General features: G+C 64.9%; 22 protein-coding genes, 3 pseudogenes and 1 riboswitch. Of the genes and pseudogenes, 13 read left to right on the forward strand and 12 right to left on the reverse strand.

Features of this window, described 5'->3' with window-relative positions:
• The 8 genes from QK287_RS17095 to QK287_RS17130 form a co-directional block, all read left to right on the forward strand.
• On the forward strand, positions 1-185 hold a 185-nt coding region (locus QK287_RS17095; RefSeq protein ID WP_282360918.1), incomplete at its 5' end, for a hypothetical protein.
• 73 nt (positions 186-258) lie between these two features.
• Positions 259-756, forward strand: coding sequence for a hypothetical protein (locus QK287_RS17100; RefSeq protein WP_282360919.1), 498 nt, complete (start codon positions 259-261; stop codon positions 754-756).
• Positions 757-894: 138 nt separating this feature from the next.
• Positions 895-1,506 carry a DUF305 domain-containing protein gene (locus QK287_RS17105; protein WP_282360920.1) on the forward strand — a complete coding sequence of 204 codons (612 nt, stop codon included), beginning with the start codon at positions 895-897 and terminating at the stop codon, positions 1,504-1,506.
• A gap of 78 nt (positions 1,507-1,584) precedes the next feature.
• Positions 1,585-2,451, forward strand: coding sequence for a F510_1955 family glycosylhydrolase (locus QK287_RS17110; RefSeq protein WP_282360921.1), 867 nt, complete (start codon positions 1,585-1,587; stop codon positions 2,449-2,451).
• Between the two features lie 4 nt (positions 2,452-2,455).
• Complete coding sequence (locus QK287_RS17115; RefSeq protein ID WP_069951829.1) at positions 2,456-3,205, forward strand: cytochrome c biogenesis protein CcdA; 750 nt, start codon at positions 2,456-2,458, stop codon at positions 3,203-3,205.
• Between the two features lie 42 nt (positions 3,206-3,247).
• Positions 3,248-4,762, forward strand: coding sequence for a multicopper oxidase family protein (locus QK287_RS17120; RefSeq protein ID WP_282360923.1), 1,515 nt, complete (start codon positions 3,248-3,250; stop codon positions 4,760-4,762).
• A 12-nt stretch (positions 4,763-4,774) separates the two neighbouring features.
• On the forward strand, positions 4,775-5,680 hold the full coding sequence (lgt, locus tag QK287_RS17125; RefSeq protein ID WP_282360924.1) for a prolipoprotein diacylglyceryl transferase: 906 nt from the start codon (positions 4,775-4,777) through the stop codon (positions 5,678-5,680).
• On the forward strand, positions 5,677-6,270 hold the full coding sequence (locus tag QK287_RS17130) for a DUF3105 domain-containing protein (protein ID WP_282360925.1): 594 nt from the start codon (positions 5,677-5,679) through the stop codon (positions 6,268-6,270). The genes lgt and QK287_RS17130 overlap by 4 nt, the downstream gene beginning before the upstream one ends.
• A gap of 100 nt (positions 6,271-6,370) precedes the next feature.
• On the opposite strand, the pseudogene QK287_RS17135 reads toward QK287_RS17130, so the two are convergent.
• Positions 6,371-6,448 (reverse strand): annotated as a pseudogene (locus tag QK287_RS17135) (recombinase family protein); the annotation flags it as partial.
• Positions 6,449-6,942: 494 nt separating this feature from the next.
• On the opposite strand from QK287_RS17135, the gene QK287_RS17140 reads away from it, so the two are divergent.
• Positions 6,943-7,566 (forward strand): recombinase family protein, encoded by a 624-nt coding sequence (locus tag QK287_RS17140; RefSeq protein ID WP_282360939.1) that lies wholly within the window; start codon positions 6,943-6,945, stop codon positions 7,564-7,566.
• A gap of 121 nt (positions 7,567-7,687) precedes the next feature.
• Here QK287_RS17140 and QK287_RS17145 read toward each other — a convergent pair whose 3' ends face one another.
• From QK287_RS17145 to QK287_RS17180, 8 genes are all read right to left on the reverse strand, one after another.
• Complete coding sequence (locus tag QK287_RS17145; RefSeq protein ID WP_282360926.1) at positions 7,688-8,371, reverse strand: curculin domain-containing protein; 684 nt, start codon at positions 8,369-8,371, stop codon at positions 7,688-7,690.
• A 55-nt stretch (positions 8,372-8,426) separates the two neighbouring features.
• Positions 8,427-9,524, reverse strand: a complete 1,098-nt coding sequence (locus QK287_RS17150; RefSeq protein ID WP_282360927.1) for a DedA family protein — start codon at positions 9,522-9,524, stop codon at positions 8,427-8,429.
• 187 nt (positions 9,525-9,711) lie between these two features.
• Complete coding sequence (locus QK287_RS17155; RefSeq protein WP_282360928.1) at positions 9,712-10,290, reverse strand: hypothetical protein; 579 nt, start codon at positions 10,288-10,290, stop codon at positions 9,712-9,714.
• Positions 10,291-10,294: 4 nt separating this feature from the next.
• Positions 10,295-11,263, reverse strand: a complete 969-nt coding sequence (locus QK287_RS17160; protein ID WP_282360929.1) for an ABC transporter permease — start codon at positions 11,261-11,263, stop codon at positions 10,295-10,297.
• On the reverse strand, positions 11,256-12,158 hold the full coding sequence (locus tag QK287_RS17165) for an ABC transporter permease (RefSeq protein WP_282360930.1): 903 nt from the start codon (positions 12,156-12,158) through the stop codon (positions 11,256-11,258). The genes QK287_RS17160 and QK287_RS17165 overlap by 8 nt, the downstream gene beginning before the upstream one ends.
• The gene (locus QK287_RS17170) at positions 12,155-12,892 is read right to left on the reverse strand and encodes an ABC transporter ATP-binding protein (protein ID WP_282360931.1); all 738 of its coding nucleotides are present in this window, start codon (positions 12,890-12,892) and stop codon (positions 12,155-12,157) included. The genes QK287_RS17165 and QK287_RS17170 overlap by 4 nt, the downstream gene beginning before the upstream one ends.
• Positions 12,893-12,959: 67 nt before the next feature.
• On the reverse strand, positions 12,960-14,168 hold the full coding sequence (locus QK287_RS17175) for an alpha/beta hydrolase-fold protein (RefSeq protein WP_282360932.1): 1,209 nt from the start codon (positions 14,166-14,168) through the stop codon (positions 12,960-12,962).
• Between the two features lie 287 nt (positions 14,169-14,455).
• Entirely contained in the window at positions 14,456-14,788 is a 333-nt protein-coding gene (locus tag QK287_RS17180) for a hypothetical protein (protein ID WP_282360933.1), read from the reverse strand.
• Between the two features lie 177 nt (positions 14,789-14,965).
• Between QK287_RS17180 and QK287_RS17185 the strand changes: the two genes are divergently transcribed.
• Entirely contained in the window at positions 14,966-16,423 is a 1,458-nt protein-coding gene (locus QK287_RS17185; RefSeq protein WP_282360934.1) for an ATP-binding protein, read from the forward strand.
• Between the two features lie 489 nt (positions 16,424-16,912).
• On the opposite strand, the gene QK287_RS17190 is transcribed toward QK287_RS17185, so the two are convergent.
• Positions 16,913-17,596, reverse strand: coding sequence for a response regulator transcription factor (locus QK287_RS17190; protein WP_226775923.1), 684 nt, complete (start codon positions 17,594-17,596; stop codon positions 16,913-16,915).
• 152 nt (positions 17,597-17,748) lie between these two features.
• Between QK287_RS17190 and QK287_RS17195 the strand changes: the two genes are divergently transcribed.
• Together QK287_RS17195 and QK287_RS17200 are read left to right on the forward strand one after the other, a co-directional pair.
• The gene (locus QK287_RS17195) at positions 17,749-18,504 is read left to right on the forward strand and encodes a phosphatase PAP2 family protein (protein WP_282360935.1); all 756 of its coding nucleotides are present in this window, start codon (positions 17,749-17,751) and stop codon (positions 18,502-18,504) included.
• Positions 18,505-18,550: 46 nt separating this feature from the next.
• Positions 18,551-21,196 (forward strand): DUF2156 domain-containing protein, encoded by a 2,646-nt coding sequence (locus QK287_RS17200; RefSeq protein ID WP_282360936.1) that lies wholly within the window; start codon positions 18,551-18,553, stop codon positions 21,194-21,196.
• Between the two features lie 374 nt (positions 21,197-21,570).
• Here the strand turns inward: QK287_RS17200 and thiC are convergent, their stop codons facing one another.
• Together thiC and QK287_RS17210 are read right to left on the reverse strand one after the other, a co-directional pair.
• On the reverse strand, positions 21,571-23,301 hold the full coding sequence (thiC, locus tag QK287_RS17205; protein WP_282360937.1) for a phosphomethylpyrimidine synthase ThiC: 1,731 nt from the start codon (positions 23,299-23,301) through the stop codon (positions 21,571-21,573).
• A riboswitch (TPP riboswitch) is annotated at positions 23,299-23,406 on the reverse strand. Its footprint overlaps the gene before it by 3 nt.
• Positions 23,407-23,760: 354 nt before the next feature.
• A pseudogene (locus QK287_RS17210) lies at positions 23,761-24,507 on the reverse strand (FAD-dependent oxidoreductase); the annotation flags it as partial.
• Positions 24,508-24,524: 17 nt separating this feature from the next.
• Here QK287_RS17210 and QK287_RS17215 point away from each other — a divergent pair.
• Positions 24,525-24,798, forward strand: a pseudogene (locus tag QK287_RS17215) (ferritin-like domain-containing protein); the annotation flags it as partial.

The raw sequence follows: 24,798 nt of genomic DNA on the forward strand, positions 1-24,798 counted from the left end.
ACCTCATCTGGGCCACCGGCTACAACATCATCTCCGTCCCGCTCGCCGCCGGCGTACTCGCCTTCGCCGGAGTCGTCCTCTCACCGGCCACGGGAGCCGTGCTCATGTCCATCTCCACAGTGGTCGTGGCCCTGAACGCGCAGCTCCTGCGCCGGCTCAAACTCAGCCCGGCCCAGGTCCGCTGAACCCGGCGCCGCCCGGGCCCGTCCCGGGCCGGTAACCTTGAAACCATCCAGACCGTACGGAAGGAGGAACACCATGACCGCCATCTCAGCCCGGCGTGCCACGGCGTTTCTCCTCCGGGGTGCCCTTCTGACGGGATTGTTGGCGATCGTCGCCGGCATTTTGGGCATGCACATCATGACCGGCACGCACGCCATGCCGGCGTCGGCCACCGGTCATGACACCGGGGCACGCCATGCCATGCCGGCACCTGAGCACCCCGCCCACGTCGCGGACATCACCAAGATCCAGGGCACCACCCCGGTCGCAGCCGCAGTCGCGGGCACCACCGCAGCTCCGGGTATCACGGCCGAACCAGGACCGTCATGCGCCGATACCGGCGGGTGCACGATGATCTCCGCCATGGGCGGGGACTGCGTCCCGTCTCCCGGGACCACGCCCCTGGCAGCACCGCCACCGGGCGCCACGGCCCTGACTTCCATCGGCGGGACCATCACCGGCATTCCCGATACCGGGTACGGGTTCATTCCGCGAAGTCCTTCTCCGGGCCAACTTTCCATCAGCCGGACGTAAACGGCCACGCTGCGCCGTGTCCTGCCCGGCGCGCCCCGCTTACCCGATACGCACCTGCCGGCCGTTCAGGCCGGTTAGGGGCGTGTTATCCGCAGTCGTGCGACAACGCCGATTTGATGATTGAAGGACTTGAACTCCATGAAGAAGACTCTGACCATTTCTGCCCTTGGCCTTGCCGCCGTCATAGCCCTTGCGGGCTGCGCGGGGACCTCCGGAAGTACACCCGCCAGCTCCATGCCGGGGACGGGCCAAACCGGGGTGGGGATGTCCTCGAGCTCTGCCCCGGCCGCCGCGGACCACAACGCAGCAGACACCATGTTCACGCAGGGGATGATCCCGCACCACGCCCAGGCCGTGGAAATGTCCGACATGATGCTCAAGAAGCAGGGCATGGATGCCCGGGTCACCGCCCTGGCAACCAAGATCAAGGCCGCGCAGGCGCCCGAAATCGAGCAGATGACGGGCTGGCTCAAGACCTGGAACGAACCGGCCCAGATGGCGTCCGGCCATGGCATGGGCGACGGGATGATGGGCGATGACGATCTGAAGATGCTCGATGCCGCCCAGGGCGCCGAAGCGGCCAAGCTGTTCCTGACCGGGATGATCGCCCACCACCAGGGTGCCGTAGCAACGGCACAGACTGAAATCAGCCAGGGCAAAAACCCCGACGCGATCCAGCTCAGCAAGGCAATCGTGACCTCACAGACAGCCGAAATTCAAGAGATGAAGGGCCTGCTGTCGAGCCTCTGACCGGTGTCCTATGGCGCCGGCCCTTACGGGCCGGCGCCGTTCCCTTTGCCATGCCCCGCCTGAATCCTTGGAGTCCCCATGCCCCGCCCCTCCCGGCCCCACGCCGCAGCCGTCCTGGCTGCCGGCGCCGGTCTCATCCTCGCCCTCTCGGCATGCAGTCCGTCCTCCGGCACGGCAGGCCCCTCACCGACCGGCAGCGGCCTGCCTGACGCCCATGTTCACGGGCTGAGCGTCAGCAGCGAAACCGGCCAGGTGCTCCTGGCCACCCACGATGGCCTGTTCGACGTGTCCAAAAAGCTGGCCGTGAAAATCGGACCCACCAATGACCTCATGGGCTTCACGGCTGCCATGGACGACGGCGTGTTCTACGCTTCCGGACACCCCGGCGCTGGCTCAGACCTTCCCAGTCCTCTCGGTCTGGTCAAAACCAGCGACGGCGGTAAAACGTGGGAGAAGCTCTCCCGTCAGGGTGAATCCGACTTCCATGCGCTCACCGCGACCAAATCCGGAATCGTCGGCTTTGACGGCTCACTGCGCGCCAGCCCGGACGGGACCACCTGGAACACGGTACCCGCGGATTTCGTCCCTGCCATCCTGGCCGGAAACCCCACCAGCGACACCGTCCTCGCCACCACCCAGGACGGCGTGCAGCGTTCGACCGACGGCGGTGCCACCTGGGCGCTGGACAAGACCGCGCCGGTGATCCAGTTCGCCGCATTTGCCAGCGCCACGGAAGCCGTCGGCGTCGAACCCGGCGGCACCGTCCACTACTCCGCAGACGGCGGAGCAACCTGGACCAGGAAGGGCCAGATCAGCGGTGCGGTCCAGGCCGTCGCCGCGACGGAGGGCTCCGACGGGAACCCCAGGGTTTGGGCCGCCACCTCCTCCGGAGTGGTGGTCTCCACGGACGGCGGGGCCACTTTCCGGCCCTCCGACGCCGACTGAACCGATGGACATCGGCGGATACTTTGCGTCCATGGTGACTTCCGGCGCGCTGGTCATCGCCATCCCGCTGGCCATGACTGCAGGACTGGTGTCCTTCCTCTCGCCGTGCATCCTTCCTTTGGTGCCGGGCTATCTGGGGTTCGTGTCAGGGCTGACCGACCCGACCCAGCCACATAACCGCCGCCGCGTCCTGGCCGGGGTCGGACTCTTCGTGCTCGGCTTCGCCGCCGTGTTCACCCTCTACGGGGCCGCCTTCGGCGCCATCGGGTCCTGGCTGCTGCGCTGGCAGGATGCCCTGATGCGCGGCCTCGGCATCGTGGTGATCCTGATGGGCGCAGCCCTGCTCGGGCTGGTCCCCTGGCTGCAACAGACCCGAAAGCTCACCCCCGGCCGCAAGACAGGTCTCGCGGGGGCACCCCTGCTCGGGGTCGTCTTTGGACTCGGCTGGACGCCCTGCATGGGTCCGACGCTGAGCGCTGTCCTGTCCCTGAGCGTCACCACCGGCAGTGCAGGACGCGGAGCGCTGCTGGCATTCGCCTACTGCCTGGGCCTGGGCATCCCCTTCGCCCTGACCGCATTGGGCCTGAACTGGGTCAGCACAGCCCTGACTTTCGTCCGCCGTCACATCCGGGTCGTCAACATCGCCGGAGCCTCCATGCTCATCATCCTGGGCGTGCTCATGGTTTCCGGGGTCTGGGTGACGTGGATCTATCAGCTCCAGAACCTCTCCGGAACCTTTCTCACACCCATCTAACACCCCCGGCCCGAAACTGGGCCCCACCGCGAAGGACTTCACATGAACCACCACCCCGATCACCACCTGGGCCGGCGCCGCTTCCTGGGCCTGTCGGTAGCAACGGCTGCCGCGGCGGCCCTCGCCGCGTGCACCAACACCCAGGGCGCCCCAGGCCTCACGGAGAGGGTCCTGCCAACTGACCCTCTTGTTGCCGACTACGAAGCCCGCCGGGCATTCAGCGGCAAGACCGTCACCCAGAACCTGACCGCCGCATCCTTCCAGGGAACTGTTGCCGGGAAACCAGTCACCACCTGGGGCTACAACGGCGCTCTCACCGCGCCGGCACTCCGGGCCATGGCCGGGGACCGGCTCCAGATAACACTGTCCAACCAGCTGAAGGATCCCACCAGCATCCACTGGCACGGCCTCGCGCTGCGGAACGATCAGGACGGCGTCCCGGACGTCACCCAGGACCCGGTCTCCGCCGGCACTTGGTTCACCTACGATTTCCGTCTCCCCCACCCCGGCACGTATTGGTACCACTCCCACGTCGAAATGCAGCGCGAACGCGCCCTCTACGGGGCACTGATCATCGAGGACCCGGCCGAACAACTCGTCTATGACCGGGACTGGGTGATCGTCTTGGATGACTGGATGGACGGTATCACCGGGACCCCGGACGAGGTCCTTAAGGAACTTTCCGGCGGCATGTCCGGGGGATCAATGGGGATGGGCATGAAGCACATGCTCATGGGCTCCCGCAGCGACTTCCTCGGCGGCGACGCCGGGGACGTCAGCTACCCGTACCACCTGTTCAATTCAAAAGCCCCGGATGAGGCCGAGATCCTGACCGCCACGGCCGGGCAGGTCATCCGGCTGCGGATCATCAACGCCGCCGGCGACACCGCGTACCGCGTCGGCATCCCCGGCCAGAAACTCACCCTCACCCACACCGACGGGTTCCCCGTCCAGCACCAGGACGTCGACGCCGTCGTGCTCGGCATGGGTGAACGCATCGACGCCCTCCTCACCGTCAAGGAAGGCTTCACCCCCGTCATGGCACTGCCGGAAGGCAAAACCGGCCAGGCACTCGGATTCATCAGCACCGGCACCGGCAAACAGCCCCTTGCCGCCACCCTGCCGGGCACGTTAGAGGGGACCGTCGTGGACGGCGGGCAGCTCAAAGCCGACCCGAAGGTCACCCTGGTAAGCAAGAGCCCGGACCGTACCCACGAAGTACACCTCACCGGCGGCATGGCCAAATACGACTGGGGCATCAACGGCCACCGCTTCGACATGACCAAGGCATTCGAGAACGCTTTTGAGATCAAGGCCGGCGAACGCGTCGAGGTGAAATTCATCAACGACACCGACATGTGGCACCCCATGCACCTGCACGGACACACGTTCCAGATCGGTGCCGGGGGGGCCCGCAAAGACACCGTCATCGTCCGTGCCAAACAAACCGTCACAGTGATCTTCGACGCCGACAACCCCGGCCAGTGGCTCACCCACTGCCACAACGCCTACCATGCCGAACGCGGCATGATGGGCGTCTTCTCGTACATCAAATAAGGGATACCGACCATGAACGCCCCTGTCGTGACAGAACTGTTCTTCCCCTCCCCGGCCGTGAGCACCTTCGCGCTCGGGCCGCTGACCATACGTTTCTACGCCCTCGCCATCCTGGCCGGCATCCTCGTCGGGGTCTGGCTCACCGCCCGCCGTCTCCGGTCCCGGGGCGGCACCACCGCCCAGACCCTGGACATCGTGGCCTGGGCGGTCCCCTTCGGCATCGTCGGGGGCCGGCTCTACCACGTCATCACCGACAACCAGCTCTACTTCGGCCCCGGTAAAGACCCCTGGGGTGCGCTGCGGATCTGGGAGGGCGGCCTCGGGATCTGGGGAGCCGTCGCCCTCGGGCTCGTCGGCGCCGGGATCGGCGCCCGCCGCGCCGGTGTCCCCTTCGCCGCGTTCGCGGACGCTGCCGCCCCGGGGCTGCTCCTGGCCCAGGGTCTGGGCCGCTGGGGCAACTGGTTCAACAACGAACTCTACGGCGAACCCACGGACCTGCCCTGGAAACTCCAGATCCACAAAATGGACATGGCCACCGGCCAGGCCCTGACCGCCGCCGACGGCACCCCGGAAATACTCGGCTACTTCCAGCCCACCTTCCTCTATGAATCCCTGTGGTGCCTGGCCGCTGCATCGCTGCTGATGTTCCTGGACCGGCGCTACACGCTCGGTGCCGGGTCCGTGTTCGCCCTCTACATCGTTCTCTACACCGCCGGGCGTTTCGTCTTCGAACTGATGCGCTCCGACCCCGCCAACCTGATCCTGGGCCTGCGCGTGAACACGTGGGTCTCCGGTCTGCTCTTCCTCGCCGGCCTGGCCCTCTTCCAGCGGCTCAGGGCCCGTCCCCGCTCCGCCGTCCCACCCGCACCAGTCGTCATCCAGGACTCTGACGCGCACGGCCAAGGAGTCCCCGCATGAGCAACACCCGAAAGCCGCGCGAGGAACACCAGGCAATCGTCGCCGCCATCCGCCGCCGGCAAATGGCCAAAAAACGCAGGTTCAACATCTTCGTATATGGCGGCTTCGGCCTGGTCGTGGCTGCCATCATCACCGCAATCGCCCTCGCCGTCACGGGGTCCGTCCAGGACCGGAACGCCGCCGCCGAGGCAGCCAGAAAACCCATCGACGGGATCCAGGCCTTCACCGGCCTCTCCCGTAACCACGTCCAGGACGCCGTCGCCTACCCCCAGGAACCCGGTGCGGGAGGAGACCACTCCCCCGTCTGGACGAACTGCGGCATTTACACAGAACCGGTCAACGAACAACGCGCCGTCCATTCCCTGGAACACGGCGCCGTCTGGATCACCTACAGCCCTGTCCTGCCGGCGGCCGACGTCGCCAGACTCACCGATCTTGCAAAAGCCAAGCCGTATGTCCTGCTCAGCCCGGACAAGAACCAAACCGCCCCCGTCACCGCCACCGCCTGGGGCACGCAGCTGGCAGTCCAGGATGCCGGGGACCCTCGTATCTCCGCCTTCATCCGCGCCTACGCGGCCTGGTCCTCCTGAGGGTGTCGTGAGCCGCCAGGTTTGGGTTAGTGGACGGGGTTTCGGATGTATTGGTAGACGGTTTCCCGGCTGATGCCGAATTCGCGGGGCTGAGGCGGGCCATGACGGAGAGCATGGGGTTCGCCAGGGGCGAGTCTTCGCCGGTAAAGACGGGGTTTTCCTTCACGAACTCGATGCGGGTCCACGAACTCCCGGGGACGACGTTCCCCAACCCCGTAGAACGTCGAACCTATGATTCGGAGCAGACTGCCGGATTGACGTTGAGCGAGCTGGAGCGTTGGCTGGCCCTGGCTGTGGTTCCTATCCCGGCAGTATCCATGGGAGCCTGGCCTACACACTGATGACCGGAGCGATCCGACTCTGCCCGAGCTATCGAAACGGGCATGGGATTCCTTCGACATCGCTGTTGAAGCGGTCACAGAATACCCTCTGGTCGCTAAATAGCGCTACGACTTGGCACGGTACGGATGCCGGAGTGAGAATCCGTGCGCGGTCTCCGGGAAACCTTCGCCGAGCTTCAGATACCCCTCGACTTTCTGTCACAAACAGGGAACCAATGACCCTTTGCACGACTTAGAATAAATGACGGGTTAAGTGACATATTTTGATTCCAACCCGGTTTGAAATCGCACTGTCACTTAAACGAACGTATAAATGACAGAGGAGAACTGCGTGCTCGTCGGATACATGCGCGTCTCAAAGGCCGACGGGTCCCAGACCACGGACCTGCAGCGCGACGCACTCCTGGCCGCCGGCGTCGCCGAAGACTCCCTCTACGAAGACAGGGCTTCAGGGAAGAAAGATGACCGGCCCCAGCTGGCCGCGTGCCTCAAAGCCCTCCGCCACGGCGACACTCTTATGGTCTGGAAGCTCGACCGGCTCGGCCGGGACCTCCGCCATCTGGTCAACATCGTCCACGACTTGACCGAATGCGGCATCGGGCTGAAAGTCCTCACCGGCCAGGGCGCGGCCATCGACACTACCACCGCCTCCGGGAAGCTCGTTTTCGGGATCTTCGCCGCCCTCGCCGAGTTCGAACGCGAGCTCATCTCCGAACGCACCCTCGCAGGCCTCGCCTCCGCCCGTGCCCGGGGCCGCAACGGCGGACGCCCCTACAAAATGACGCCGGCGAAACTCCGTCTCGCCCTGGCGTCCATGGGAAAACCTGAAACCAAAATAAGCGGCCTCTGCACCGAACTCGGCATCACCCGCCAAACTCTCTACCGGCACGTCTCACCCACCGGGGAACTGAGGCCCGACGGCTTGAAACTGTTTTCTGGGCGCAAGGTATCGTGAACGGCAAAATGGCTGGTGCGGATATTCCGGTCTTCCCCGTCTCCGTTTCCCGACCGGTCCCAGCCGGTGATTTGTAGTAGGTTAGCGCCGGGTCGTGTGGATCGTGGCCTTCTTGCGCCCCTTAGTGGGTTCCCGTTACCCATGTCGCGGTGTCGTTGGGCCGGTAGATGACCACGTTTCCGTCATCTTGAATGATGAGCCAGCTCCCGGGATTGTTGTCTGTTTGGCTGTCCCACACATATTCCTCGTCGGGCCCGTAGAGCACGAGGTTCCCGTCGGCCTGCATGATGCATACCCCGGCCGGCCGGCCGTCGGTCTGTGAATCCCAAAGGGGCCCGTCCGGGCCGTAGAGCACCAGGTTCCCGTCCGCTTGATACATCAACCCGTAAAGACCGTTAGCGGATCGGACCGTGTCGCCGGGGTTGAGCACCGCGCCCGACTGCATTACATCGCCCTGGACAGCGCTGCCGGCCGGTACGGATGTCTCCGTCGCCCATGCTGCGGTACCGTCCGGGCGGTAGATGACCACGTTTCCGTCGTTTTGAATGATGAGGCGGCTTCCGGGGTTGTTATCTGTTTTGCTGCCCCACGCGTAGTCCTCGTCCGGGCCGTAGAGCACGAGGTTTCCGTCGGCCTGCATGACGCAAACCCCGGCGGGCATGCCATCGGTCCCGGAGGCCCACAGGGGCCCGTCCGGGCCGTAGAGCACCAGGTTCCCGTCCGCCTGGTACATCAACCCGTAAAGACCGTTCGCGGACGTTAGCGTGTCGCCGGGGTGAAGAGATGTTTCGGGTTGCATTGTCATGACTGCTCCTTGTCTGTTTGTCATCGATAAGCAATGTCGAAGCGTGACCGGGTTTTCAGTTCCGCGGCGATTCCGGGATGTTCCCGGGGGTAGGGCTCGGTGTGCGGGTCAGCCCCCGGGTCAGGATCAGGTGTTCCCGAAGTACGGCGAGATCGTCATCCGGGTGGACAGTGAGCAGGCTGCGCAGGCGGGCCCTGACAGGTGCGGCTTGCGGGTCGGGGTCGGCCAGTACCGTTTGGATGATGTCCCGGGCCTGGTCTTCCAGGGTCGTCGCCGTGCCACTTCCAGGTTCTCCGGCGCAGGGTGCCGTTCCGGTCATGGGACCCCTGGGCTCTTTAGAGTTCATCGGCTCGTCCTTTGCTTGGGAGCGTTCGTTGTCGGGACCTGCTGGCAAGGTTTTGGTTCGTCCAGCACAGACATCCACGGGACTGTGGATGTCTGTGCTGGCCGCATCGGCGGGTGCGGGTGTTCGGGATGATTGGTCTCCTAAGCCACTGGCAGGGGGGGCTGTGTTGCTCTCGAGTGCAGGCGCAGCGGGGCCCTCACCGGTTCGTGCTTTGAGCTTTTTTCGGATGTACCAGGCTGCCGCGGCGGCGGTGACGACGGCCAGCAGTGCGATTGCCGCCGCTGATCCGAAGGTCTTCGCGGCGGTGAGGTAGGCGTTTCCGGCGAAGTATCCGGCGAGGACCACCGCGGCCCCCCAGATGGCGCCCCCGGCGATGTTGAAGGCCAGGAAGCGGCGGTAGGGCATGTGGGAGAGCCCGGCAAGGGCGGGCATAACGGCACGGAAGAAGGCGGTGAACCGTCCGAGGAACACGGCGGATCCTCCCTTGCGGGCGAGCAGGTCCCGTGCCCGGTCTAGTTGGGTCCGGCGTTTTTGGAGTAAGGGGATCTGTAGGATCCGGGACCCGAAGTGGCGTCCGATCTGGTAGCCGACGGTGTCTCCGATGATGGCTGCGGCGATGACGAGGAGCAGGATGAGCCAGAGTTGAAGATGGTGCTGGCTGGCCAGGACCCCGCCGAGGACGGCTGCGGTTTCGCCGGGCAGGATGAATCCGATGAACAGGGCGTCTTCGGCGAAGACCAGGGCAGTAATGATCAGGTAGGCGGGCAGGGGCCCGGCGTTGCGGACGGCGTCGATAATCCAGGTCATGACGTGGCACTCGGCGGCAGGTCCGCCGGGTGCCCTGATCCACTAGCGAGAGTCAGTCCCGGGCTAATAGGGATCTGCATGGTGGTGCCTCCTGGGTTCGTATCGGTACTACCAGCATGCGTGGTGGGGCCTGAGGGAATCCTGAGCGTCATTGCCGGACCGGCGTGCGGCCCGGCAGCAGCGTGTCTCAGTCGAGTTTTTCGCCGGTGCCCTTGGCCTTCGTGGCGGTGGCAGTCGCTGGTGCGAGCCCGGGCGCGGCGGCTTCGACGCTGATCTTTACTTCGTTCGTTGAGGTGCGGTAGAGGCTGTATTTGTTTTCCGGGTAGTGCCCGGGGCCGTTGCCGTTGTCAAAATAGACGGTGGCGGACGCGTCCGGTGCCAGGGTCAGTCCGTCCAGCTTCTGGTAGTAGGACTCCGTTTGTCCCGTGGCTGAATCCGTCATGGTGTAGTAGACCTCCACAGCGCTGATGGGGGCGCGGGTGGAGTTGCTGAGGGTGAACTGGAGCCGGTCCGGAACGGCTGCGTTGGTTTGCGGGTCGGTGTTGTCTTCGGCCTTGGCTTTGGTGATGGCCAGGCCGGGGGCGGTTCCGGTGGCCGTGATGGGGTTTTTCGTGACGGGCAGCACGGTGGCCGCGGGAGCCGCTGATGAGGGCTGGGCCGATGGTGTGCCGGCCCCGGAGGTCCCCTGCCAGATCAGGATCCCGGCCACGGCGGCGATGACGATCAGTGCCAGGGGGAGAATTTTCTTGAGGGTGAGCGTCTTCATGGTTTTAGACCTTTCGGAGGAGTTTGTCCCGGGTGCCGGCCAGGAGTGCTGCGGTGACTGCCGCGGAGAATCCGGCGAGGAGCCAAAGGCTGTGGTTAAAGGTCCCGGCCCACACAAATGCCGGGGACTGTTGGTTGTATTGGTTTTTGATGCCGAGCCAGGCGAACAGGGGGCGTTCGTATTGTTTGGTCAGGGAGGTTTGTTCGATGAGGTCGCGGGCTGTTTCGTAGCCGGTGAAGTTCGCCATGACGGCGTGTTCGTGGGCTTTGTCGATTTGGAGGCTCGCAAACAGGCCGCCGGGGATCTGGTTATCCGGGTCCATGGTGTCGCCGATTTGCGGGATGATCAGGACCACGACGAGCCAGAGAACCAGGGCAAGGATCAGCCCTGTACCCGGGGCCCGGGTGAGGGCGGCCAAGGCCAGCGCCGCGAGGGACCACAGGGTGAGGTAGATGGTGGTGTGGGCTGCGGCGATGAGCAGCCGGATGAGGTCTGTTCCTGTCAGGGGTGCGTTGCCGGCGATGAGCAAAGTCGCAGTGATGACGGCGAACAGGGCAGTGGTGACGGCGGTCCAGATGATCAGGACGGCCAGGATTTTCCCGGCGGCGAAGCTGTGTCTGCCAAGAGGGCGGGTGAAGAGCAGTTGCAGGGTCCCGTTGTTCTTTTCCTTGGCGATCAGTCCGTAGCCGAGGATCACGGCGAAAAGGCTCCCGACGATTTCCAGGTATTCCATGCCCGCCCGGAGCATCTGTAGCGGGAAAAGGTCAGGCGGCGGCGCGGTCACGGCGCCGCCGCTGGCTTTAAGGGCCGCGAGATAGGTGTTGTAGTCGGCAGTTTTGGTCCGGAAGTCCGCGGCCGCGACGAGGACGGAGAGCACGACGACGACGGCTAGGAAGAGGATGAGCAGCCGCAGGGAACGGTTCCGGGTGAGGTCCCGAAGTTCCTTCTTGCACAGCGTGATGAGGCTAGTCATGAATTTCCTTTCGCATGCTGGACCGTCCGGTCAGGGAGACCGCGCCGATCCCGGCCGAGAGGAAGGCCACGATCACCGTGATCCCGCCGGCCATGGTGCCGGTGGCTTGGGGGTCCTGGAGCAGGATTGCTGCGACGTGTTTGAAGTGCTCCCCGAGTGAGAAGGGACCGGTGAGGGACTCGGTGACCGCAAAGACGCCGGTCTGCGGGGCGGTAGGGGGTGTTACGGGGTTCAGCAGCGAGACGGGGTGTACCGCGGTCCCGAGCAGCGGCAACACGAAGATGATGACACTCCAGATCACGATGGGGACCAGCAGTGCGGAGGTGTAGCTGGATGCGTGGATCCCGCTGAGCATGCCCAGTGCCACGAAGAAGAGCAGGAAAAGCCATGCCACGCCGAAAAGCGCGAGGAGTCGGAGCAGCTGATCGAATGCGGGGATGGTTCCGGTGACTGCGCTGATGCAGGCCGCGCTGATCAGGGCCGAGGACCCCAGCACCGCGAGGAGCCCCAGACTGATGCCGGTCATTTTCGCCGACAGGTACCCGGCCGGGGACAGGCGCCGGGTAAGGACCAGATCGACCGTCCGGGCACGCCGGTCACGCATCGCGGACTGGACGCCGGTCACGATGGCCAGCAGAGCCCCAATCAGGAGGATGTAAATGACGGTGTTGCGGGCGTAGTAGAGCGGCGGGACATTTCCGAACGGATTAGGGGCACTCGTGAGGCCCTGGCCGGCCGCTGAGTTATAGACCTCGGTAACGGTTGCTTTCGCGGCCGAGCCGATAAACGCAGCGGATGCGGTCATGCCGATGAAGATGACGAGGAGCAGTTGGGGCAGGCGTTCACGGCCGGCGCTGCGCAGTTCATGCCCGACGGTGGCAGTCCAGGGATTCATGACGGGGTGCCTGTTTCGATGTGGAGGTAAATGTCTTCCAGCGACGCCTGGTCCGGGAAAGCCTGCAGGGTGGCCGCGACGGAGTTCTGGTAGATCAGCCGTCCTGAGCTAAGGATCCCGATGCTGGTACAGGTCTTGGTCACTTCTGCCAGGAGGTGGGTATTCATAAACACGGTCATTCCCACCGACTGGTTGAGACTGATGATGATCTCCCGCAGTTTGGCCACGCCCTGCGGGTCCAGCCCGGAGGTCGGTTCGTCCAGGAACAGCACCTTCGGTTCGTGCAGGATGGCCTGGGCGATCCCGGCCCGTTGCCGCATCCCTTTGCTGAACGTGGACATCCGCTCCTGGCCGTGGCCGGTGAAGTCCACGGCAGCCAGTGCCGCCTCGATCCGGGCGGCGGGATCAGGAACCCCGGAGAGCCGGGCGAAGAACGTCAGGTTCTCCGCCAGCGTGAGGTTCTCGTAGAACTGGACATTTTCCGGAAGGTATCCGATCGACTGGCGCACCCGGTCAGCGCCGGTGGTGACGTCATGGCCCGCTATCCGTGCCGTGCCGGATGAGGCCGGAAGCAGCGTGGTCAGGATGTTTACGGTGGTGGTTTTTCCCGCCCCGTTGTGTCCGAGCAGGCCGAAGATCTCACCGCGGGGAACCTCGAGGCTCAGGGCCTCAAGGGCTTGTCTTGATCCGTACGTCTTAGCCAGTGCGCTGGTTTCGATTGCCATATCCGTCATGCTTAGCAACCTATTCCGCCGCCGATAAGAGAAGCCTGAGGATGCGCGGAGCTGCTGATGCCGGGCATCAGCGGCTCAGCCCCAGGATCGGCGCGAGCCAGTCCATGGCCGGGGCCAGAGACTGCCGCGGTACCTCCCAGGAGTGTCCCTGACCGGGCACCAGTGCGGTCGTGACGTCCATGCCGGCCTTGGCCGCCGCGTCAGCGACCCGGGCCTGATAGCCGGCGAACGTCCCGTCCTGCGCCCCGGCGGCAAGGTAAATCCTGCTGTGGGCGTAGTGCCGGGCCGCCAGGACGTGCAGGGGCACCACCGCGTCGAAGGCTGCCGTGTCGCCGCCGAACGCCTGCCCGATGGTCGCTGCCCGGTCGGGACCCAGGGCCGGTTCCGCTTCGCCGCTGAGGTCGATCGCTGATGGGTAGACATCCGGGTGCAGGGACTCCATTTGCAGGGCGCAGGTCCCGCCAAAGGAGAAACCGCCGATCGCCCACCGGGTGGGGTCGGGGTCCACTCTCAAAGTGGCTTTGATCCAGGCCGGGACATCGGTGGAGAGGTAAGTGTCGGCCTTGGCGATCCGGGAATCCATGCACATGGTGTTGCCCGTAGCCGAGCCGTTGACATCAGGGATGACTACGACGGGTGCGAGTCCGTTGTGTGCTGCGGCAAAGTTATCCATGGCGGTTTTGACGCCGCCGGCAACAACCCAGTCGACCGGTGAGCCGGGCTGGCCAGCGACCAGGACCAGGACCGGCAGGGCCGGTCCTGTGTCCGCCTGGTATGCCGGCGGGAGGTAGACGTAGGCGCTGCGGGCGACAAAGCCGGACGCTGCGCCGGGGATTTGCACCGAGTTTATCGTCCCGGCCGCGGGCAGTCCCGCGGGTTTCACCCATGTGGCCGCCAACGGGGCCCCTTTCGGGCCGGGACCGGGCTGGTCCGCGGTCCCGGGCACCAGCTGTGCGCCTTCCGGAAGCGTCTGGATGGCTGCGGTACTGGCTCCGGTCAGGTCCCCGAGGGTCCGGTAGGCGCCGAAATAGGCATTTACTTCCAACACGGCACCCAGAATCAGCACCGCCATGGCCACCGGTGCAATAAATTTTCGCCGCCGGCCGGTTCCGGTCAGGTTCAAACCCGCCAACAGCACAGCCAGGCACGCGATGCCGATCGACCCGGTAACGGGCCAGGGCAGCTCCTGGGCTGATACCGCGGCCACATGGACGAGGAACCAGCCGGTCCCCAGGGCCAGCAGGGCAGCGGCGGGGACCGCGGCTGCTACCTTCATCCGCCAACTCCGCCCGCGCCGGATGAGGAGGTATAGTCCTGCCGCCGCTGCCGCGGACCCGACACTGAGGGGAACAGCCCCGGTGAGCAAATCCAACCCGGAAAGAGCGTTCATGCCTTAGTCCTTCGAACTGCCGGGACTCCCGGACGCTGGAGTTGATAGCGGACGCTGGTGCTGTTGCCCGGGCGCCGGAAAACCCGCGAAGCGTGGTGCTTCGCGGGTCCCGGTACGTCGGCGGCGCCGTGTTGTCGGCCGGTCCTATCCTCAGGTCCGCCTGCGCGGCGGTGCTACGGGGAACCCGGGGCGTCGCCGGGATCGGTGTGGTCACCGGTCTGCTCAACGTTCGGGCCGGTATCACCGGGTGCTTCCGGTGCGTCTGCCGTTTCGGTACCCTCGACAGCCCCAGGGGCATCCGCAGTGTCACCGGCTGTGGGGGTGTCGACAGCACCTGGTACGTCGGCCGTGTCGCCCGGAGTGGGCGTCTCCGCCGTGACGGACTGGGTGGTGGTCGGCGTCGGGGTTGCAGCGTTAGCGGCCCCAAGCCCCAGCCCGGCCAAGCCGAGGACTCCTGCACTGACGATGACGATCTTGGTCTTGGTTTTCAGGTCTTTGACGTTCATGTCCGGCTCCTTTCGTGGCGGACTCTTGGGTCCGCCGGCGCCTCCCGGTGCGGGTGGCTCTGGATCCAGTGTGGTCCGTGGAGGCTGAGAGGAGACTTAGCGTGCTTGAGGCCTGGCTGAGACAGGCCCCGGGGGCGGGGTTTGTTTTCTGCCCGTTGCCGGGCCCATCCTTGGAACATGGATGCTGCTCAGGGTTTGGCGCGCTGGCGCCGTGCACGATGGGGTGTGCGCAAGCGCGCGACCGCGACCGCGGTGCTGGTCGTCGCGGCGGCACTGGCAGTGGGCGGGATCGTCCTGCTCGTCCTGCTCCAGAGCTCCCTTGTGGCGTCAACGGAAACGACGGCACGGCAGCAAAGCTTGGACGTCATCGCACAGATTTCCGGCCAGGACGTCGGTGAAGCCGGCCAATACATTGCCTCGACCGCCCATACCGGCCAATACGTCCAAATTCTCGCACCGGGAGGTTCCGTCTTCGCCTCATCGATACCTGCAGCTGCCGCGGCCCCGTTAACTTCCCTTCGTCCCGGGGCCGGACAGACCCTGACCCAGGACGTTTCCGGGCTGCCGAGCCTGCGTGACGATGATGATTTCCTGATCGTGGCGACCGGCGTCGACGTCGGCGGCAGGCTCTACACGGTGGTCGTTGCCGCGACGGTCCAAGTCCAGGCCGACACCGTTTCCACAGTGGCCTGGTTCATCCTCGGCGCCACCCCGGCGCTGCTGGCGGTCGTGGGCATTTCCGTCTGGGTGCTGGTGGGACGGTCACTGCGGCAAGTGGAACGCATCCGTGGCCAGGTCGCGGGGATCAGTGCCCGGAGCCTGGACGGGCGCGTGGACGTGCCGCCGACCGCCGATGAGATCCAGGCCCTAGCCGAGACGATGAACATGATGCTGGGTAGGCTGCAGGCCTCGGACCAGGAACAACGCCGCTTCGTTTCCGACGCCAGCCACGAACTGCGCAGCCCGCTGGCGACCCTCAGCGCCGGGGTGGAGATCGCCGCCGCAGACACCTCCGGGGCCACCTGGGAGCAAATGAAAAACATCCTGGCAGGGGAAACAGCCCGCATGCGTTACCTGGTGGAGGATCTGCTGACCCTGGCCAAAACCAACGACGGCGGCCTCCGGATTGAGACCACAGACGTAGATCTTGATGATGTCCTGAATGAGGAAGTCCGCCGGCTGCGTTCCACCACTACCCGCCTGATCGAGGTCACCCTTGAGCCCGTCAGGGTCGCCGGAGACCCGCGGCGGCTGGGCCAGGTCATGCGCAACGTCCTGGACAACGCCGACCGGCACGCCGTCTCCCGGATCAGCATTAGGCTGCTCAACACTACCGACGGGGCGCTCGTCACGATCGATAACGACGGGCCGCCGGTGCCGGTGGGGGAACGGACGCGGATCTTCGAGCGGTTTGTCCGGCTTGATCAAAGCCGGTCCCGTGAAAGCGGCGGCAGCGGCCTCGGCTTGGCCATCGCCGCGGGAATCATGGCAGCCCACCACGGCTGGATCCGCACAGGTGAAACCCCCGACGGCGGATGCCGGTTCGAGTTGGGCTTCACGCCGGCCCCCGCCACAGCCCGCCAACCAGGGGCGCCGAACCATGCAGTGGACCCGCGCCTGGCCGAAGCGCCGTAAAGACGCCGCGCCCGGCTGCTCAAGGCGTCGAAAACCTGGCACAGGTCAGTTGCTGCCTCATCGGATGCAGCGGATGCGGCCTTCCGGCGCGGGAAGCCACAGTGGTTCCTCAGTTCACCTACGGAACGGTGGTCCGTTTGAACTTTCGTAGCGCATCCAGCACCACACTGGCGATCATCCTCGCTTTGACCCTCGGCTTGGGTTCGGCGTCAGCGGCGGAGCACGGCAAAACGACGGGAACCGCCGCCAGCGCAGCCAGGCCCCGGGACCGGGCACGGCGGGCAGAGGTAAGGTCGGCCCGGATCTGGATTTTCTCACCGGGTACCCCCAGGAACTCCACACTGACGAGCGAAAGATCGAAGCGGAACGCGAATTCGGGGAAGCCGTTCCGCGCACGCTATGGCGATTCCACACCGGCAGCGCTTAATGTTCCGGCCGAACACCACTGGCCGCCGGGTGCCCGAAGCAGGAGCCGGTCGCGGACGTTCTTTATGCGGGCGGCCGGTCGGCGGTAAGTTTGTAGCCCATTCCCCGCATGGTGGTAAGGGTCTGCAGCCCGAACGGGGTATCAATTTTCCGCCGCAGATAGCCAATATAGACCTCTACGACGTTCTCACCGCCCTCGAACGCCGGGTCCCAGACGTTGTCGAGGATCTGGGACTTTGACACGACCTGGTCGTGGCTGCGCATCAGGTAGTGCAACAGACCGTACTCCCGGGCGGTCAGTTCGATGGTGGAGCCGCGACGGCGCACATTGCGGCTGCCCGGATCCAGGGTGAGGGACCCGAGAGTCAGTGTGACGGGCCGTACCGGGGCGCCGCGGCGGACCAGGGCACGGATCCTGGCGACCAGGACGATGAAGCTGAAGGGTTTAGTCAGGTAGTCATCGGCTCCCAGATCGAATGCGTCCGTCTGGTCGTATTCGCCGTCTTTGGCCGTCAGCATCAGCACCGGGGTCCAGATCAGGCGTTCACGCAGTTCCTTGAGGACGTCGTACCCGTTTTTGAGCGGAAGCATAAGATCCAGCAGGATCACGTCGTACGGGTTCTCCGTCGCGGCCCACAGGCCGCTGACCCCGTCGGCGGTGACGTCGACGACGAAGCCCTCATTAGTGAGTCCGCGTCGAATGGTCTCCGCCAGTGTCGTTTCGTCCTCGACCAGCAAGATCCGCATGATGGTCCCCTTTCGTTGATAACCGCAGTATCCCCGACGCAGCTTGAGCGTCGCCTGAGAAACGGCGGTGATCCTCTCAGCTTTCTCTCAGAGCCGCTGCTCCATGCTGGTGGGCATAAGGCCCGCAACGACCAGCTCACTGTCAGGACAACATGATGGATTCATCCGCCGAACACCCGAACACGATCTTCCCCGGGCTGCGGTCCTGGTGGTGGGCGACGGCCGCGCTCTCCATTTTCGCGACCACGACCGCGGCCGGGATGGCCGCGAAGTCCTTCGGGCCCCTGGCGCCGGAGCTGGGCCTGGACATCTTCCTGAGTCATGGGAGGAACAGTGCCTTGACTGCGCTCAGTGAGGCCATTCACTACGGACTTGGACCGGCCGGTGCCCTGGCGCTGGTGCTGATGATCTGCGGGTACCTGCTCTGGTACCGCCGTCGACCGGTTCAGGCGCTGGCCTTCGGCTCCGTTGTTGCTGTCGGGTGGCTGGCCTCAACAGCCGGAAAGATCTTGGTCAGCCGTTCCCGGCCGCCTGCCGACGCGACCGGAGCGCTGATCGCCGAAACGGGCAACAACAGCTTCCCTTCCGGACACACGGCCTTCGCAGTCTCCCTGGCGCTGGCCGCCGTGCTGGTCCTCGCCCACGGAACCGGGCAGCGCCTGACAGTACTTGCCGCAGGCTCCCTTTTCGCAACCGTTGTGGCGTTCTCCCGGATGTACCTCGGGGTGCATTACCTTAGCGACGTCATCGGATCCGTCCTGATCAGCAGTGCGGCGATCCTGGCTTGGCTGCCGGTCTGGAACAAACTCATCGCGCCGCGGATCTCCGGAATTGGCCTGATTCGCGGATTCGATGCAAAGACGCTGGATCGGCGGCGACGCCACAGGACCAGCAACCATGCGGGATAGCCTCGGGCAATTTCCGTTCCCTCCGCATCTGCTCAAAGGAATTCCCGTGCCAGTGCCACCGCCGGATCCCGGAACCGTGCCCCACCAAGGGCGTTGGCTGTCCCGGATCGAAAATCTGCGCCGTGCCCCGGTTACAGCGGGTTTTGTCCTGGTCTTTTGGGCCGCCGGAGCTCTGACATCCACCCTCATCACCGGCCCGGCCGGCACCTTGCGTCCCAACGTGGCAGCAACAGCGCACTCACTGCCCGGCCGCTGGTGGACGCTTCTGAGTTCCGGGCTGTGGGCGCAGAACCTGACCGGGTACCTGCTGGGAAGCGCAGTTGTGCTCGTAGTCGGGCTGGCACTCGAATACCGGATGGGAAGCCTCAGGTTCGCCGTAGCGGCCCTGGGCAGCCAGATACTCGGAATTAGTGCAGCTCTCGCGTTCCTCACGGTTGCACATCAGATCATGGGGACCTGGACTCAGGAAATGAGCGGGCACCTCTTCCTTGGCCCCACTGCACTCATGACCGGGGCCATTATGGCGGGGACGGCGATGATGCCGACCCTGTGGCGGCGGCGGGTCCGCCTCGTCGTCTTCGCCCTGCTGGTACTCCTGGCCCTCTACAGCGGCGGGTTCGCGGACCTGGTCCGCCTCAGCGCCGCAGGTGCAGGGGCGCTCCTGGGCCCGGTCCTGTGTGGGAGGGCGCCCCGTTTCGTCCGCCCCGTCAGCTCCCGGCATGAGGGCCGGGTCCTCATCGCGCTGCTGGTGGCCGTGTCGGCCGTCGGGCCCGTCGTCGCCGGCCTGACGCCGCACGCCGCGGGACCGCTATCGGTGCTGCGTTTCCTGTTCACCAACATTCAGCCCGTGGACCCGGCGACACTCCAAGGCCTGTGCGCCGACCCGGGACAAGCGAAAGAATGCGCCGGCGCGCAACTGCAGCTGCGCGCCGGCGCCGGCGCAATTTTCATGGCGGTCCTGCCATCTTTTCTCTTACTGATCCTCGCAGACGGTTTACGCCGAGGACGCCGCTTCGCCTGGGCCGCCGCCGTGCTGGTTCAGCTGGGTTTGTCCGTGCTGGCCGGAATCACCATCGCAGGGGTGCTGTATCCGGGAGCACCGGGCACCGTGGCGCCCGAAGGGATCGGCGCCATCGAAACTGCCGGGTACACGCACCCTCTCGCGCTGGTGCTGCCGCTACTCCTGCCCGCGGTGCTGACGCTGGTGCTGCTGATCTTCCGCGGGCTTTTTCCGGTGTCGGCCCCTGCCGGAACCTACCGACGGCTCGCAGTCAGCACCGGGAAGACAGCCGCCGTCCTTGCCTCCGTCTACCTGTTGGCCGGAATCCTCCTGGCTCCCAGCATCACACCCGTCCCGGGACCCAGGGAACTGCTCGCAGATATACCGGATAGGTTTCTGCCGCTGGGATACATGCTCGATCTTGCCCCGGCGTTCGTTCCCCAGGGCGCCGCTGCAACCGTTCTCTATGAAGGAGTCGGCATTGTCTTCTGGGCTGTCACCGCAATCATGACCTTGAAAACCTTCCTGCGCCCGGCCCCAACACAGCACCACTCCGGTACCGGACTCGCACGAGAAATACTGAAAGCCAACCACGGTGGCAACTTGTCCTGGATGACGACCTGGCCAGGGAATATGTACTGGTTCTCCTCCACCGGTGAAAGTTTCATCGCCTATCGTGTCATCGCTGGGGTTGCCCTGGCCCTGGGCGGCCCGGTCGGACCCGTGACCCCTCGCCATGCCACGTTCGAGGAGTTCACCCGTTTTTGCAGTGGGCAAGGCTGGACCCCGTGCTTCTACTCCGTCCCCCAGGATCTGCGCGACCACGCTGCGTCCCTGGGCTGGGGCTCAGTGCAGGTCGCCCAGGAAACGATCCTGCCGCTTGATGCGGTGTCCTTTAAAGGAAAGAAATTCCAAGACGTCCGAACCGCGATGAATAACGCCGCCAAAGCCGGGATCAGGGCCGAATGGACCACATACCGGACCGCATCGTTCTCGGTACTGGCACAGATCCAGGAGATCTCGGAAGAATGGGTCGCCGACAAGAAAATGCCCGAAATGGGATTCACCCTCGGAAGCCTGGACGAACTCAACGACCCCGAGGTCCGACTGCTGGTTGCCGTCGGCACTGACCACATGGTCCACGCCGTCGCCTCTTGGCTGCCCGTCTACAACAACGGCACCATCGAAGGCTGGACCCTGGACTTCATGCGGCGCCGCACCAACGGATTCCGTGCCGGCATCGAATTCCTTATCGCTTCCGCCTCACTCAGCCTCAAAAACGAAGGATACGGGTTCATCAGCCTCTCTGGAGCGCCGCTGGCCCGGCACAACGAACCACCACAGCGCGGACCAGCTTCGGCAAGCAACCAGAGCTCCGGCAGCCTGGACCGGCTCCTCGACCGGCTCGGCGCGACCCTGGAACCTGTCTACGGGTTCAGGTCCCTGCTGGCATTCAAAGCAAAATTCCAGCCCCGCTACGAACCCCTCTACATGCTCTACCCTGACGCAGCCGCACTGCCCGCCATTGCCAACGCCATCACCCGCGCCTACCTCCCCACCGTCAACCTCGCAGAAACCCTAACCCTGGCCCGGCGCCTGCTAAGTGCACCCAAACAACCCCGCACCCGAGTCAGTAGACCGTACCGTCACCCGCCATCCCAGCCCGAAACGCCGGTGAAGAAAAGTGAATAACAACTTGACCCTGCCCATCACGGTCTCGGAGGTTGCCCGCCGCGCCGACGTCAACCCCGGGCTGGTCCGGTCGGAACTACTCATGCAAGAAATCAGAAACTCCAAAGCCCTACTCACCAGCGGGGCGCATCCAAGGAGACGGACTCAACCGGCGATTCGCTCAGCGGACGTGAGCTCCTGCGCCAGTAAGACCACCACCTCCGCCCCGAGATTCGTCAATACCGGGCGGATCGCGAACTCATGGTCGAGCAGATCGACGGGACCGACGCCGACTCACAGCCCTCCCCGCCGACCCTGCCGAACAGATCTCTAGTTCCGGATCGGGGCAGGACCGGCGCCGGAGTGCCGGCGCTGCCCGAACCCGCTCCTCGTTCCTAGCTCCCGGGCACGACGGGTTCGGGGAGGTAGACCTTCCCGCCGGATTCGCGGAACTCGTCGGATTTAGCGTTCATTCCGGCGATGGCTTCCTGTTCGGACATGCCTCCGAACTGGTCGCGGATGTCCTGGGAGAGCCGCATGGAGCAGAACTTGGGTCCGCACATGGAGCAGAAGTGCGCGGTCTTCGCCGGCTCGGCGGGCAACGTCTCGTCATGGAAGGATTCGGCTGTTTCCGGGTCCAGGGAAAGTGCGAACTGGTCCCGCCAGCGGAACTCGAACCGTGCTTTTGACAGGGCGTCGTCGCGTTCGTGGGCTCCTGGGTGTCCTTTGGCGAGGTCGGCGGCGTGGGCCGCGATTTTGTAGGTGATGACGCCGGTCTTGACGTCATCCTTGTTCGGCAACCCGAGGTGTTCCTTGGGCGTGACGTAGCAGAGCATTGCGGTGCCGTAGCGGGCGATTTCGGTGGCGCCGATGGCCGAGGTGATGTGGTCATAGCCTGGGGCGATGTCGGTCACCAACGGGCCGAGGGTGTAGAAGGGGGCGCCGTCGCAGAGTTCCTGCTGTCGCTCGACGTTTTCGCGGACGAGGTGGAAGGGGATGTGCCCGGGGCCTTCGACCATGACCTGCACGTCGTACTTCCAGGCCCGCTTGGTGAGTTCGGCGAGGGTGTCCAGTTCGGCGAACTGGGCGGCGTCGTTGGCATCCGCGGTCGCGCCGGGCCGCAGGCCATCACCCAGGGAAAAGGCGACGTCGTACTTGGCGAAGATCTCGCACAGTTCGTCGAAGTGTGTGTAGAGGAAGTTCTCCTGGTGGTGGGCCAGGCACCAGCCGGCCATGATCGACCCGCCGCGGGAGACGATACCGGTCACCCGGTTGGCGGTCAGGGGGACGTACCGCAGCAGCACCCCGGCGTGGACGGTCATATAGTCCACGCCCTGCTCGCATTGTTCGATCACGGTGTCCCGATAGATTTCCCAGGTCAGGTCATTGGCCTCACCGTTGACCTTCTCCAGTGCCTGATAGATCGGTACTGTCCCAATCGGGACCGGAGCGTTGCGGATGATCCATTCACGGGTGGTGTGGATGTCATCGCCGGTGGAGAGGTCCATCACGGTGTCGGCGCCCCATCGGGCGGCCCACTGCAGTTTGTCCACTTCCTCAGCGATGGAGGAGGTGACCGCGGAGTTGCCGATGTTGGCGTTGATCTTCACGAGGAAGGCCTTGCCGATGATCATCGGTTCGGATTCGGGGTGGTTGATGTTGTTGGGAATGATGGCCCGACCTGCGGCAACTTCGCCGCGCACCAGCTCAACGTCGCAGTTTTCCCGCACTGCCACAAACCGCATCTCGGGAGTGATGACGCCCTGGCGGGCGTAGCGCATCTGGGTAACGGTCTTACCCTCGAGGGCGCGGCGGGGAACCGGCTGCGCGCCTTTCCATTCAGCAGAAGCGGCACCCCGTCGCACGGCGGATTTACCGTCGTCGAGCAGGTTCCGTTCCCGGCCGCCGTAGGGCTCGGTGTCGCCCCTGGATTCTATCCATTCGGACCGGAACGGCTCCAGGCCGATCACAGGATCGCTTCCGGGCCCGGCCGTCCGGTAGACCGTGAACGGTGGATTCTTCGTCCCGTTCGGAGAGTCCTCCAGAGCAATCTCCGTGACAGGGACCCTAATGCCATTTTCGGGGTCTCGGGCGTACGCGAGCGAATGTGAATTCATGGAGCTCATCAGTGGTTTCCTACTTCCTTCGCCGGCATGACCCGGACAGGTTCAACGGTCGCAGACTGCATCAGCCCGATCTCAGCCCTTGCAAGGGCACCCGTGTGGATGGAAAAATCGTAGCACCCCAGCGTGCCCGTTCTACCGCTCTGGATGATCCCGGGTATCCCCCGGACGGCAGCCATTATCGGAAGCAGGCCCTCCAGCAACGCAGTGCACGCCGAATCACCGGAAGCTGAGACTCCTGTCGGCAGCTGCCGAGGATGATGCGCTCCTCTGGCCAGCCGGCAGTCCTCCGAACGCACAGCATTCGAAATGATGCAGACGCCTGCACTGTTGATCCGTGCCGGGGCAGCGAGGGCGAGAGGGTGCGAGGACGATGTCGGTAACCTGTGAGGACGGAGGTCGGCTGGATCGATGAAGTCGTACTCAACGAGGCCTGCTGCATCCGTGTGGAGGCCTAGCTGGTCACGAGGCGCAGCATGAGAGTTTGGAGACATCGGTGGTGAAGGACTGGGCGGCGATCTTGATTCCTTCGGCCATTGTGAGGTACGCGCTCCATAGGTTCGCCACCGGCTCCACAGTCATTCCCGCTTCCATGATGAAGACCCCGGCCGCGGCCAGGTCACCGGCGTCCTTGGCGACGGCGGTCATTCCCACGATCCGTCCGTTGTCCGCGTCGGCGACAATTTTGATGAAGCCTCGGGTGTCCCTGTTCACCAAGGCTCTGGGGACGAATGCCAGGGGAAGCACCCGGCATTCGCACCGGATACCGGCTGCGTCGACCTCACGGCCGGCGTTGTTGAAGGCGTTCTCCACCAACAGGGAGCCGTGGGCGGCTGCGACGTAGACGAATTCGGGGTGTCCGGTCCCTTCCCCGGCGGCCCAGATCCGTTCGTGGGAGCTGGCTAGGATGTTCTGCAAGAGGATTTCGCCCCGGTGCCCGGTTTTGCCGCCGACCGTGGCCAGGTTCAGTCCGTTCGTGACCGGCCGGCGTCCAGTGGCGACGAGCAGTCTGGCGGCCCGGAATTCCTGCTGCCCGCCTGAGACGATCGCGGTCGCGATGATCCCGCCGGTGGCCGGGTCCGTGCGCACCGAGGACACGGCCGCCCGGCGGACGACCCGGATACCTTCGTCGGCGAAGACGCCCATCAGGGCCTGGGAGGCGTCGGGTTCCTCGGCCGAGGCCAGACTCTGCTGCGTCGACAGTATGGAGGGACTCGTCTGCATACATGAGGACGGCAAATTGCGGCATTGACCTCGAAGCCGCCGCCGGTATCCTCGCTGTCGAGGCTTATCACGCCGGAGTCATCAGAACCACCCTCTACGCTCGTGATCTGCAGGTACCCGCCCAAGCGATCTCCGACGCCCGGGACAGCCTCGATGGATCAACTGATTTCGATCAGGGTATTGGCACTAAAGACACCGCCAACCTTGTCCCGACCGACGCAAACGGCATCGCTTTCAGCCGCAGCCCGGGGCAGGTCCTGAACATCGCCTACCTCA

It is taken from the genome of Arthrobacter sp. AL05 (genome assembly GCF_029960715.1).
Classification (GTDB): domain Bacteria; phylum Actinomycetota; class Actinomycetes; order Actinomycetales; family Micrococcaceae; genus Arthrobacter.